We start from the raw sequence: 12,506 nt of genomic DNA, 5'->3' as shown, positions 1-12,506 counted from the left end.
CCGACCCGCCGCACCGACCAGCGCCGCCCGCCGGGCAACGCGCCGGCCGGTCACCCGGGCGGCACCGCACCGGGCGTGCCGCCGTGCGCCGCGCCGACCGGCCCGTGGGCGCTGCCCCGGCTGGTGGTCGCCGCCCCGGCCAGCGGACACGGCAAGACCACGGTCGCCACCGGACTGCTCGCCGCGCTGCGCCGCCGGGGCCTCACGGTCAGCCCGCACAAGGTCGGCCCCGACTACATCGACCCCGGCTACCACGCGCTCGCCGCCGGCCGCCCCGGCCGCAACCTGGACCCATGGCTGGTCGGCGAGGAGCTGATCGCCCCGCTGCTGCGGCACGGCGCGTGCGTCCCCACCCCCGCCGACGTCGCCGTGGTCGAGGGGGTGATGGGGCTGCACGACGGCGCGGTCGGCCGGGGCGGCTACGCCTCCACCGCCCACGTCGCCACGCTGACCGGCACGCCGGTGCTGCTGGTCCTGGACACCACCGCGCAGGGCCGGTCGGCCGCCGCGCTGGTGCTCGGCATGCGCGCCTTCGACCCGGCCGTGCGGATCGGCGGGGTGATCCTCAACCGGGTCGGCTCGCCCCGGCACGAGACCCTGCTGCGCGACGCGCTCGCCGAGGTGGGCGTACCGGTGCTGGGTGCGGTGACCCGGGCCGTCGAGGTGGCCGCGCCGGCCCGGCACCTGGGGTTGGTGCCGGTCGCCGAACGGGCACCGGAGTCACTGGCCGTCGTCGACGCGCTCGCCGGGCTCGTCGAGGCCACCGTCGACCTCGACGCCGTGCTCGACGTGGCGCGTAGCGCCCCGCCGCTGACCGTGGACGCCTGGGACCCGGGCGTCGCCGTCGGCGGCCCGGCCGGCGGGGGCCGTCCGGTCGTCGCGGTTGCCGCCGGTGCCGCCTTCACCTTCTCGTACGCCGAGACGGCCGAACTGCTCACCGCCGCCGGGGCGACCGTGGCCCCGTTCGACCCGCTGGCCGACCCGGCCCTGCCCGCCGGCACCCGGGCCGTGGTCATCGGCGGCGGCTTCCCCGAGGTGCACGTCGAGGCGTTGAGCGACAACACCGGGCTCCGCGCCGAACTGGGCGGCTTCACCGGGCCGGTGGTCGCCGAGTGCGCCGGGCTGCTCTACCTCGGCCGCTCCCTGGACGGGGCGCCGATGTGCGGACGGCTCGACCACCACGCCCGGATGACCGGCCGGCTCACCCTCGGCTACCGCGACGCGGTCGCCACCACCGACTCCCCGGTCCACACCGCAGGCGAGCGGGTACGCGGTCACGAGTTCCACCGCACCGTCACCGACCCCGGGCACGGCGACCGGCCCGCCTGGCGGTGGGACGGCACCGCCCACGGTTTCGTCACCGGGCAGGTGCACGCCTCCTATCTGCACACCCACTGGGCGGGTCACCCCCGGGCCGCCCGCCGCCTGGTCGAGGCGGCGGCCCGGTGACCGGCACCGGGGCGGACCACCCACCCGTCGCCGCCACGGGCCGGGACGCGCCGGCCGGCCCCGCCACGCTGACCGGGGTGGGGGTCGGGCCGGGAGACCCGGAACTGCTCACTCTCAAGGCGGTCCGGGTGCTGACCGAGGCCGACCTGGTGGTCGTACCGGTGCTGGACCGGCTGGCGGCGGACCCGGCGACGCCCCCCGGCCGGGCCGAGACGACGGTCCGCGCGCACGTGCCGGCGGACCGGCTGCGTCGGCTGCCGTTCGCCCTGGAGGACCGGGGCGGGGTGACCGCGCGCCGGGAGGCCGCCTGGGACGCCGCCGCCCGCGCCGTCGTCGACGCGTTCGACGCCGGGGCCCGCTCGGTCGCGTTCGCCACCATCGGCGACCCCAACGTCTACTCCACCTTCACCTACCTCGCCGACGGGGTCCGCGCGCTGCGGCCGGCGGTACGGCTGCACACCGTGCCCGGCGTCACCGCCATGCAGGAGCTGGCCGCCCGCAGCGGCGTCCCGCTGTGCCAGGGGCGGGAGCCGTTGACCCTGCTGCCGGCCACCGCCGGCCCGACGCCGGTCGCGGACGCCCTCGCCGGGCCCGGCACCGTCGTGGTCTACAAGGGCTGGCGACGGCACCGGGAACTCGTCGACGAGTTGCGCCGGCACGACCGGCTCGACGACGCGGTGCTCGGCTGCGGCCTCGGCCTGCCCGACGAACGGATCGGGCCGGTCGGCTCGGACGACGAGCTGCCCTACCTGTCGACGCTGCTGGTCCCGGCCCGCCGGGACCGGCGGGGAGGAAAACTGTGACGTCCACCGGAAAGGTGTGGTTCGTGGGGGCCGGACCCGGCGCCGCCGACCTGCTCACCCTGCGCGCCGCCCGGGTGATCGCCGACGCCGACGTGGTGATCTGGGCGGCCAGCCTGGTGCACGCGGACGTGCTCGCCCACGCCCGCCCCGACGCCGAGATCGTCGACTCGTCGCAGCTGCCCATCGAGGGGGTGCTGCCGCTGTACCGGCGGGCCGCCGCCGACGGGCTCACCGTGGCCCGCATCCACTCCGGCGACCCGGCGCTGTGGGGTGCGGTGCAGGAGCAGCTCGACCTGTGCCGGGCCCTCGACCTGGCCGTGGAGATCGTCCCCGGGGTCTCCTCGTTCACCGCCGTCGCCGCCATCGTCGGCCGGGAGCTGACCATCCCCGAGGTGGCCCAGTCGGTGATCCTCACCCGGCTGGAGGGCGGCAAGACGCCGATGCCGGCGGGGGAGCGGGTCCGCGACTTCGCCAGGCACGGGACCACCATGGCGCTGTTCCTGTCCGCCGCCCGCGCCGGGCAGGCCCAGACCGAACTGCTCGCCGGCGGCTATCCGGCCGACACCCCGGTCGTGGTGGCCTACCAGGCGACCTGGCCGGACGAGCTGGTGGTGCGGTGCGCCCTCGGCGAGCTGGCGGCCACCGTCCGGGAACACCGGCTGTGGAAGCACACCCTGTTCCTGGTCGGGCCGGCGCTCGCCGCCACCGGCACCCGGTCGCACCTCTACCACCCCGGGCACTTCCACACCTTCCGCCGGGCCGAGCCGGCCGCCCGCGCCGAGCTGCGCCGGTCGCGGGCCGCCGCGGAGGACGCCACACCGTGACGTACGCCGAGCCGCCGCTGCGCGAGCCGGACCTGCCGCGTACCGCGAAGGTCCGGCCGGTGGCGTTGCGGACCGGCTGGACCACCGGCACGTGCGCGACGGCGGCGGCGAAGGCGGCGGTGACCGCCCTGCTCACCGGCGTACCCCCGGGGGAGGTGGAGATCGGGCTGCCCGCCGGCCGGCGGGTGACCTTCCCGGTGGCCCGCTGCGACCTGACCGCCCGACCCGAACCGACGGCGGAGGCGGTGGTGGTCAAGGACGCCGGGGACGACCCGGACGTCACCCACGGCGCGCACCTCACCGCCACCGTCGGCTGGCGGCCCCGGCCCGGCCTGGAACTCGCCGGTGGGGTCGGCGTCGGCACCGTCACCCGCCCCGGGCTCGGCCTCGCCGTCGGCGGGCCGGCCATCAACGACACCCCCCGCCGGATGATCGGCCAGGCCGTCGCCGAGTTGGTCGACCTGACCGAGGTGGGGGTGAGGGTGGTGATCAGTGTGCCGGGCGGTGAGGTGATGGCCCGCAAGACCACCAACCGGCGGCTCGGCATCGTCGGGGGCATCTCGATCCTCGGCACCACCGGCATCGTCAGGCCGTTCTCCACCGCCTCCTGGCGGGCCAGCGTGGTGCAGGCGGTGCACGTGATGGCCGCGCAGGGGCAGCGGACCGTGGTGCTGTGCACCGGCGGGCGCACCGAACGGGCCGCCCGCGCGCTGCTGCCGGAGCTGCCCGAGGTGTGTTTCGTCGAGGTCGGCGACTTCACCGGCGCGGCCGTCACCGCCGCCGTCGGCGACGCGATGACCGGGGTGGTCTTCGTCGGGATGGCCGGCAAGCTGGCCAAACTCGCCGCCGGCGTCCTGATGACCCACTACACCCGGTCGAAGGTGGACCTGTCCCTGCTCGGCGCGGTCACCGCCGAGGCCGGTGGCGACGCCGACCTGGTCGCGGCGGTGCTGGCGGCCAACACCGGCCGGCACGCCTACGAGCTGTGGGAGGCCGCCGGGCTGCTGCGCCCCGCCGGTGACCTGCTCTGCGACCGGGTGCGCCAGGTGCTGCGCCGCTTCGCCGGGCCCGCGCTCACCGTCGACGTGGCGATGGTCGACTTCACCGGCGACCACTTGGTCGCCTCCTCCGGCCGGTGGCCCGCGTGACGCGCCAGGAGCCGCTCCCCGGCCCGGCCCCGGTGCCCGGCGCGGAGCCGGTCGTCCGGGTGCCCGAACCGGTCGTGGTGCTGGGGATGGACGCAGCCGGCCGGCCGCTGCCACCGCCGGCGCTCGCCGCCCTGGCCGGGGCCGGGCTGGTCGTCGGAGCGGCCCGGCACCTCGCCGCCGTGCCGGTGCCGCCCGGCGTCGACACCGTCACCCTCGGCCCGCTCGCCCCGGCGCTGGCGCGGCTCGCCGCCGCGCACGCCGCCGGGGTCCCGGCCGTGATGCTGGCCAGCGGCGACCCCGGCCTGTTCGGCGTGGTACGCCGGCTGCGTGCCGCCGCGCTGCCGGTACGGGTGCTGCCGGCGGTGTCCAGCGTGGCCGCCGCCTTCGCCCGCGCCGGGCTCGACTGGGACGGCGCGGTGGTGGTCACCGCCCACGGTCGGGAGTTGGGCCCCGCGCTCAACGCCTGCCGGGCGCTGCCCGCCGTCGCGGTGCTGACCGCGCCGGACGCCGGGGCGGCCGAGATCGGGGCCGGGCTGGCCGGCTGGTCCCGCCGCCTGCTGGTCGCCGAGCACCTCGGCACCCCCGCCGAACGGGTCACCTGGGTCAGCCCCGAGCAGGCGGCCGGCCGCCGCTGGACCGACCCGCACGTCCTGCTCAGCCTCGCCGGCGCGGCCGACGACGCCGGGGTGACGCCCACCGGTCCGGGCGGTGCGGCCGGGTCCGGCGGCGGCGTCGGGCCGGTACGCGGCGACAACCAGCCGGCCGCCGCGCCCGCCGCCGGCTGGGCGCTGCCCGAGTCCGCGTACCGGCACCGGGACTCGATGATCACGAAGGCCGAGGTGCGGGCGCTGGCCGTCGCCCGGTTGCGGCCCCGGCTCGGTCGGCTGGTCTGGGACGTCGGCGCGGGCAGCGGATCGGTAGGCATCGAGTGTGCGCTGCTGGGCGCGGCGGTGATCGCCGTGGAACGGGACCCGGCCGCGCCGGTCGCCGGCAACGCCGCCCGGCACGGCGTCGACGTCCGGGTGGTGACCGGTGACGCGCCGGGAGTCCTGGCCGGACTGCCCGATCCGGATGCGGTCTTCGTCGGCGGTGGCGGGACCGACGTGCTGACCGCCGTCGCCGACCGCCGCCCGGACCGGGTGGTGGCCACCCTCGCCGCCCTGGACCGGGTCGCCCCGGCCGTGCACCTGCTGCGCGCCGCCGGCTACGCGGTGACCGGCAGCCAGCTCGCCGCCGCCCGCCTCGCCGACCTGCCCGGCGGGTCCGTCCGACTCGCGGCCACCAATCCGGTGGTCGTCCTCACCGGGGAGCGTCAGTGACCACCACCGCACCACACCGGCACCGGGAGACGCCCGGCACCGGCCCGCACCGGGTCGGGCTCGTCGCGGCCACCGCCGCCGGCCGCCGGCACGCCCGGACCGTGGCCGCCGCCTGGCCGCACGCCCGGCTGGTCGAGGCCGACGGGGTCGCCGACGCGCTGCGGACCGCCTGGACGACGTGCGACGCGGTGGTGGCGTTCCTGGCCACCGGTGCGGTGGTGCGGGTGCTGGCGCCCCTGCTGGGGGACAAGCGCACCGATCCGGCGGTGGTGGTGGTCGACGAGGCCGCCCGGCACGCCGTCGCCCTGCTCGGCGGGCACGCCGGGGGCGCGAACACCCTCGCCGCCGAGGTGGCCGTGCTGCTCGACGCCCGGCCGGTGGTCACCACCGCCACCGACGCGGTCGACCTGCCCGGCCTGGACACCCTCGGCTGGCCGGTCGAGGGGGCGGTGGCCGCGGTGTCCCGGGCGATCCTCGACGGGGAACCGGTCCGGCTGGTCGCCGACGCGGTGTGGCCGCTGCCCGCCCTGCCGCCCAACGTCCACCCCGAACCGCCCAGCGGGGAACACCCGGCGGGCGGGTACCGGGTGCTGGTGACCGACCGGATGGTGCCTGTCGACGACCGGACCGTCGTGCTGCGGCCCCCGTCCCTGGTCGCCGGGGTCGGGTCCAGCCGGGGGGTGGCCGCCGCCGAGGTCGACGCGTTGCTGCACCGGGCGCTCGCCGACGCCGGGTTGAGCCCGGCCAGCCTGCGCTGCCTGGCCAGCGTCGACGTCAAGGCCGACGAGGAGGGCATCCGGGCCACCGCCGACGCGCTCGGCGTACCGCTGCGGACCTGGCCGGCGGCGGAGCTGGCGGCGGTGGACGTGCCGCACCCCAGCGAGGTGGTCCGGGCCGCCGTCGGCACGCCCAGCGTCGCCGAGGCGGCGGCGTTGCGCGACGGCGGCACCCTGCTGGTGCCCAAGACCGCCTCGGCGATGGCCACCGTCGCGGTCGCCCGGCACGCCCCGCGCGGCCGGCTGGCGATCGTCGGCCTGGGCCCCGGCGCGGCCGACCTGCGCACCCCGCGCGCCGTGACCGAGCTGCGCCGGGCCGCCGTGGTCGTCGGCCTCGACCAGTACGTCGACCAGGTCCGTGACCTGCTGCGGCCGGGTACCCGGGTGCTCGCCAGCGGGCTCGGCGCGGAGGAGGAACGGGCCCGTAGCGCCGTCGCCGAGGCCACCGCCGGGCACGCCGTGGCGCTGGTCGGCTCCGGTGACGCCGGGGTGTACGCGATGGCCAGCCCCGCCCTGGAGTACGCCGACGAGCGGATCGACGTGGTCGGGGTGCCCGGGGTGACCGCCGCGCTGGCCGCCGCCGCCCTGCTCGGCGCGCCGATCGGCCACGACCACGTCTACCTCAGCCTGTCCGACCTGCACACCCCCTGGCCGGTGATCGAACGCCGGGTCGCCGCCGCCGCCGAGGCGGACCTGGTGGCGCTGCTGTACAACCCGCGCAGTCGGGCCCGGGACTGGCAGCTCGGCGCGGTGCTGGCGACGTTCGCCGCGCACCGCCCGCCGCAGACCCCGGTCGGGGTGGTCCGCAACGCCAGCCGCCCCGACGAGCGCGTCCACCTGGCCACCCTCGCCACCTTCGACCCGACAGTGGTCGACATGTACGGCCTGGTGGTGGTGGGCAGCTCGCAGACCCGGCTAGTCGGCGGCCGGATGGTCACCCCCCGGGGCTACCGGTGGCGCGGATGACCCCCGCCGGGCCGCCGCCCGCTCCGGTCGGGGTGCTGCCGCCGGTGGTGATCGACGCCTGTCAGGGCTGCGGGGCCTGCCTGCTGACCTGCCCCGCCCACGCGATCCGCCCGGTGCCCGGGGGGCTGACCGTCCGGGCCGACCGCTGCACCGGCTGTCTGGAGTGTCTGGAGATCTGCCCGGTGGACGCGATCCGGGTCACCACCGACCGTCGAGGAGCACCATGACCACCAGCATCCAGCCGGCCCGTCGCCGGCCCGTCCCGGGAGGCGGGCGGTGAGCCGGGTCGTCCATCCCATCGAGCTGGAGTCGTACCGGATCCTGCGGGAACGGGTCGACCTGGGTGGCCTGCCGCCGCTGACCCGGGCGGTCGTCGAGCGGGTGGTGCACGCCAGCGCCGACCTCGACTACGTCACCGACCTGGTCTGCGACGAGGCGGCGCTGGCCGGCGGGCTGACCGCGCTGCGGGCCGGGGCGTCGATCGTCACCGACGTGGCGATGGTGGCCGCCGGGATCACCGGCGCCGGCCGGGAGATCGTCTGCCCGGTCGCCGAACCGGCCGCCGCCGCGCTGGCCCGGGAGACCGGGTCGACCCGGTCGGCGGCGGCCGTACGGATCGCCCTGGACCGGGTCGGCCCGGGGGCGGTCTGGGTGGTGGGCTGCGCGCCGACCGCGCTCGTCGAACTGATCGGCGTGGCCGCCGACCCGGCGCTGGTGGTCGGGTTGCCTGTGGGCTTCGTCGGGGCCGCCGAGTCCAAGGCGGCGTTGCGGGCCAGCGGCCTGCCCGCCGTGTCCAACATCGGCGAGAAGGGTGGCTCGGCGGTCGCCGCCGCCGCCCTCAACGCCCTGCTCTACCTGGAGGAAACATGACCGCACTGGTCATCGTCGGGCACGGCACGCGCAGCGCGGCCGGGGTCGACCAGTTCGCCGCGCTCGTCGACCGGGTCCGGGACCGGGCGGGGGCCGCCGTCGGCGACGTCGAGGGCGGGTTCATCGAGCTGTCCCGGCCGCCGCTGACCGACGCGGTGACCGCGCTGGTCGCGCGCGGTCACCTGGCGCTTGTCGCGTTGCCGCTGGTGCTCACGGCCGCCGGGCACGGCAAGGGCGACATCCCGGCGGCGATGGCCCGCGAGCAGGAGCGCCACGCCGGCCTGACCTACCGGTACGGCCGACCGCTCGGCCCGCACCCGCTGCTGCACGGCGTCCTGGAGCAGCGGATCGACGCGGCGCTGGCCGGGGCCGACCGGGCCGGCACCTGGGTGGCTCTGATCGGGCGGGGCGCCACCGACCCGGACGCCAACGCCGAGGTGGCGAAGGTGGCCCGGCTGCTCTGGGAGGGGCGCGGGTACGCAGGCGTCGAACCGGGGTTCATCTCGCTGGCCGAGCCCTCCGTGCCGGCGGTGCTCGACCGGTTGCGCCGGCTCGGCGCCCGGCGGATCGTGGTCGCCCCGTACTTCCTGTTCGCCGGGGTGCTGCCGGACCGGATCGTGGCCCAGTCGCAGGCGTACGCCGCCGACCATCCCGACCTCGACGTCCGGGTCGCCGACCTGATCGGCGACTGCGACGCCCTGGCCGACCTGGTGCTCGAACGGCACGCCGAGGCGCTGCGCGGGGACATCCGGATGAACTGCGACACCTGCGCGTACCGGGTGCTGATGCCGGGCTTCGCCGACAAGGTGGGCCGCCCGCAGACCCCGCACGACCACCCCGACGACCCGGTCGACGGCCACGGCCACGACCACGACCACCACGGCCACGGCCACGGCCACGGCCACCACCAGCACGGGCACGACCACGTGCACGGTCCGGGGCACGCCGCGACCCCGGTCGGCTGAGGGGCCCGCCGGTCAGCCGGCCAGCGCGCGGGCCACGGCGAAGCCGAGCGTCGCCGCGCCCAGCCCGGCGACCACGCTGACTAGGACGTTGGCCAGCGCGGGCCGACGGTCGCCGGCCCGCGCCAGCCGTACCGTCTCGTAACCGAAGGTGGACCAGGTGGTCAGCGCGCCGCAGAAACCGGTGCCGACCAGCGCGGTCACCGCCGGCCCGGCGGGGACCCCGGCCACCACGCCGAGCAGCAGCGACCCGGCGACGTTGACGGTGAGCGTCCCCCACGGGAACCGGGAACCGTGCCGGGCCTGCACGGCCCGGTCGGTGAGGTAGCGCAGCGGCGCGCCCAGCGCCGCGCCGAGCGCGATCAGCAGCACGGTCACCGAAACTCCCGCCGGCCGGTCCGCTCCGCCGCCGGCGGCGGGCCGCCCCGGCGGGGCCCGCGCCCGCCCCGGTCGGCCCCGGGCCCGCGCGCACCCCGGTCGGCTCCGGGCCGGCGTCGGTCGGCGCGGTCGAGCAGCCGGCCGGCCAGGGCGTCACCGGCGGCGACGGCCGCGAACCCACCGACCAGGGTGGCGACCAGGTAGGCCAGCGCCGTCCCGGCGGCGCCGGCGGCCAGCGCCCGGTGGACGTCCATCGCGTACGTGGAGAAGGTGGTGAACCCGCCGAGCACGCCCACCCCGAGCAGCGGTCGGACCAGCGGGCCGGCCCGTCGCCGACCGAGCACCGCCATCAGCGCCCCGATCAGCAGGCACCCGGTGACGTTGACCGTGAAGGTGGACCAGGGGAAGCCGGTCGGGGAGTGCGGCAGGGCGGCCTGCACCCCGGCGCGGGCGAGCGCTCCGAGCGCCCCACCGGCGGCGACCACGCCCAGCACGGCGGCCGGGTGCGCGGCCATCTCGCCCCGGTCGGCAGGGACCCGCAGGTCGACGTCGGGATCGACGCGCCGCGACGACGGTGACGTCATCGGGACCTCCCCACCAGTATCGCCGGGCACTGGCAGGGACCGTCGGCGCGCCCGCGCGGTTCTCCCGGTCGGGCCGGGACGGCGGGCCCCACCGCCGACTCGTCCGTGAGCATAGCCCGGCTGCCGTGGCCGGTGCCCACCGACGGCGTACGGTCGGCGGGGCGGCCGGCCGGGTGCCGGTCGTCGCGCCACGACCGTCAGGAGGAGCAGTGCCGGACCGTAGCCCGTACCCCCGCGAAGCGGACCTCGCCGGGCGGACCGACGGCGCTGCGGTGCCGCCGGCCCGGACCGCGGCCCACGACATGTTCGACGCCGACGTGGCGTCCCGGGGGCTCGGCATCGAGCTGGTCCACGCCGCCGGCGGCACGGCGGTGGCCCGGATGCGGGTGACCGCCGGGATGCTCAACGGCCACCGCATCGGCCACGGCGGGTTCGTCTTCCTGCTCGCCGACACCGCCTTCGCGCTGGCCTGCAACACGCACGGCCCGGCCACCGTCGCGGCCGGCGGCGAGATCAGCTTCCTGCGCCCGGTCCGCGAGGGCGACGTGCTGACCGCGTCCGCCGCCGAACGCGTCAGGTACGGCCGCAGCGGCATCTACGACGTCACCGTCACCCGCGACGGCGAGGTGGTGGCCGAGTTCCGGGGGCGCAGCCGCACCCTCACCCGCCCCACCGACGACTGACCGGCGGCCCGGGTTTCGACAGGCGTCGGACGGGAAACAGAGCCGGCACGGGTGCGGTCTGCCGTGCACCCTCCACGCACGACGGTCGTCGATTGCGCTGATTTACAGGCTTTCACCCTGATTTGATTGGTTTTTGTTGACATCGCCCCGCCCGGCGGAGAAGACTCGCCCTTCTGATCTGCCAGGCGGCGAAGGGTGACCGAGTCCATGACCAGATCGAAGATCGTCGCAGCGGCGCTCGCCGTCGCGCTGACCGCGCTGGCCGGGTGCGACGCCGGAGAGAGCGTCGACGTCGACGGCGGGTCCACCGCCGGGGGATCGACAGGCGGCACGCTCACCGCCGCCATCGGCGGCGAACCCGACCAGCTCGACCCGCACCGGACGTCGGCCTACCACAGCTTCCAGGTACTGGAGAACGTCTACGACACCCTGGTCGAGCCGGACGCCGAGCTGAAGATGGGGCCCGCGCTGGCCACCAGGTGGACCACCAGCAGCGACCAGCTCACCTGGACGTTCACCCTCCGCGAGGGAGCCCGCTTCTCCGACGGGTCGCCGCTGACCGCACCGGACGTCGTCTACTCCTACCAGCGGATCATCAACGAGAAGCTGAACGCGGCGTACAGGTTCGCCACCGTCAAGACCGTGACCGCGCCCGACCCGGCCACCGTGGTGGTCACGCTGACCGCGCCCACCCCCAACCTGCTGGCCAACCTCGGCGGCTTCAAGGGCGTCGCGATCGTCCAGAAGGCCAACGTGGAGTCGGGTGCGATCAAGACCAGGCCGGTGGGCAGCGGCCCGTTCACCGTCGCCTCCTACACCTCCGGCGACACCATCAAACTCACCCGCAACGACGCCTACTGGGGGCCGAGACCGAAGCTCGACGGGGTCACCTTCACCTTCGTCAAGGACCCGACGGTGGCCCTGCAGAACCTGCGCGGCGGCGAGGCGCAGTGGACCGACAACCTGCCACCCCAGCAGGTGCCGACCCTCAAGGAGGACGGCGCGGTGACCGTCGCCACCACCCCCTCCACCGACTACTGGTACCTCGCCCTCAACGAGGCACGCGAGCCGTACGACGACGTGAACGTGCGTCGCGCCGTCGCGTTCGCGCTGGACCGGGAGGCGATCACCAAGGCCGCCAAGTTCGGTCAGGCCACCGCCAACCAGACCGCCATCCCCAGGGGCAGCTCCTGGTACTTCGACTACGCGCCCTACCGGCACGACCCGGACCAGGCCCGGCAACTGCTCGGCGGGGCCGGTGTCACCGGCCGCACCATGGACCTGATGGTCACCAGCGAGTACCCGGAGACGGTCACCGCCGCCCAGGTGATCGCCGCCCAGTTGAAGGACGTCGGGATCACCGTGAAGATCCGTACCCTGGACTTCGCCCAGTGGCTCGACGAGCAGGGCAAGGGGAACTTCGACGCCTTCCTGCTCGGCTGGCTGGGCAACATCGACCCGGACGAGTTCTACTACGCCCAGCACCGCACCGGTGGCACGTTCAATTTCCACAAATACAGCAACCCCACCGTCGACACCCTGCTCGACCGGGCCCGCACCCAGACCGACGAGGCCGCCCGCAAACAGACGTACGAGCGGGCCGCGAAGCAGATCGTCGACGACGCCAGCTACATCTACCTCTACAACCCCGACGTGGTGCAGGGCTGGTCGACGAAGGTCACCGGCTACCAGGTGCGCTCCGACCGGGCGATCCGGTTCCGCGACGTCGCCCTGAACCGCTGAG

General features: G+C 76.5%; 12 protein-coding genes and 1 pseudogene. 11 read left to right on the top strand and 2 right to left on the bottom strand.

The window, feature by feature from the left end:
* Positions 1-75: 75 nt before the first annotated feature.
* From Q2K16_RS05970 to Q2K16_RS05930, 9 genes and pseudogenes are all read left to right on the top strand, one after another.
* On the top strand, positions 76-1,449 hold the full coding sequence (locus tag Q2K16_RS05970; RefSeq protein ID WP_302746384.1) for a cobyrinic acid a,c-diamide synthase CobB: 1,374 nt from the start codon (positions 76-78) through the stop codon (positions 1,447-1,449).
* Positions 1,450-1,517: 68 nt separating this feature from the next.
* Positions 1,518-2,252 carry a precorrin-2 C(20)-methyltransferase gene (gene cobI, locus Q2K16_RS05965; protein ID WP_302746383.1) on the top strand — a complete coding sequence of 245 codons (735 nt, stop codon included), beginning with the start codon at positions 1,518-1,520 and terminating at the stop codon, positions 2,250-2,252.
* Positions 2,249-3,076, top strand: a complete 828-nt coding sequence (gene cobM, locus Q2K16_RS05960) for a precorrin-4 C(11)-methyltransferase (RefSeq protein ID WP_302744038.1) — start codon at positions 2,249-2,251, stop codon at positions 3,074-3,076. Before cobI ends, cobM begins: the two co-directional genes overlap by 4 nt.
* Positions 3,073-4,224, top strand: a complete 1,152-nt coding sequence (locus tag Q2K16_RS05955) for a cobalt-precorrin-5B (C(1))-methyltransferase (protein ID WP_302744037.1) — start codon at positions 3,073-3,075, stop codon at positions 4,222-4,224. Before cobM ends, Q2K16_RS05955 begins: the two co-directional genes overlap by 4 nt.
* Before the next feature lie 32 nt (positions 4,225-4,256).
* A complete protein-coding gene (cbiE, locus tag Q2K16_RS05950) occupies positions 4,257-5,543 on the top strand; it encodes a precorrin-6y C5,15-methyltransferase (decarboxylating) subunit CbiE (RefSeq protein ID WP_368052559.1) in 1,287 nt (428 codons plus the stop codon).
* On the top strand, positions 5,540-7,285 hold the full coding sequence (cobJ, locus tag Q2K16_RS05945; RefSeq protein WP_302744036.1) for a precorrin-3B C(17)-methyltransferase: 1,746 nt from the start codon (positions 5,540-5,542) through the stop codon (positions 7,283-7,285). Before cbiE ends, cobJ begins: the two co-directional genes overlap by 4 nt.
* Complete coding sequence (locus tag Q2K16_RS05940) at positions 7,282-7,512, top strand: DUF362 domain-containing protein (protein ID WP_368052542.1); 231 nt, start codon at positions 7,282-7,284, stop codon at positions 7,510-7,512. Before cobJ ends, Q2K16_RS05940 begins: the two co-directional genes overlap by 4 nt.
* Positions 7,513-7,561: 49 nt before the next feature.
* Positions 7,562-8,155 carry a precorrin-8X methylmutase gene (locus tag Q2K16_RS05935; protein ID WP_302744035.1) on the top strand — a complete coding sequence of 198 codons (594 nt, stop codon included), beginning with the start codon at positions 7,562-7,564 and terminating at the stop codon, positions 8,153-8,155.
* Positions 8,152-9,036 (top strand): annotated as a pseudogene (locus tag Q2K16_RS05930) (sirohydrochlorin chelatase); the annotation flags it as partial. The gene Q2K16_RS05935 and the pseudogene Q2K16_RS05930, both read left to right, overlap by 4 nt.
* Before the next feature lie 96 nt (positions 9,037-9,132).
* On the opposite strand, the gene crcB reads toward Q2K16_RS05930, so the two are convergent.
* A complete protein-coding gene (gene crcB / locus Q2K16_RS05925) occupies positions 9,133-9,495 on the bottom strand; it encodes a fluoride efflux transporter CrcB (RefSeq protein WP_302744033.1) in 363 nt (120 codons plus the stop codon).
* Positions 9,492-10,079, bottom strand: a complete 588-nt coding sequence (locus Q2K16_RS05920; protein ID WP_302744031.1) for a FluC/FEX family fluoride channel — start codon at positions 10,077-10,079, stop codon at positions 9,492-9,494. Before Q2K16_RS05920 ends, crcB begins: the two co-directional genes overlap by 4 nt.
* Before the next feature lie 302 nt (positions 10,080-10,381).
* Here Q2K16_RS05920 and paaI point away from each other — a divergent pair, with 302 nt between their 5' ends.
* Positions 10,382-10,762 (top strand): hydroxyphenylacetyl-CoA thioesterase PaaI, encoded by a 381-nt coding sequence (gene paaI / locus Q2K16_RS05915; protein ID WP_302746382.1) that lies wholly within the window; start codon positions 10,382-10,384, stop codon positions 10,760-10,762.
* A 207-nt stretch (positions 10,763-10,969) separates the two neighbouring features.
* Positions 10,970-12,505, top strand: a complete 1,536-nt coding sequence (locus Q2K16_RS05910) for an ABC transporter substrate-binding protein (RefSeq protein ID WP_302744029.1) — start codon at positions 10,970-10,972, stop codon at positions 12,503-12,505.
* The last annotated feature ends 1 nt before the right edge of the window (position 12,506 follow it).

Source organism: Micromonospora cynarisoli (assembly GCF_030518815.1).
Taxonomy (GTDB): domain Bacteria; phylum Actinomycetota; class Actinomycetes; order Mycobacteriales; family Micromonosporaceae; genus Micromonospora; species Micromonospora wenchangensis.
The sequence above is the reverse complement of the archived record's forward strand: the minus strand, read 5'-3'. Positions and strand labels throughout refer to the sequence as shown.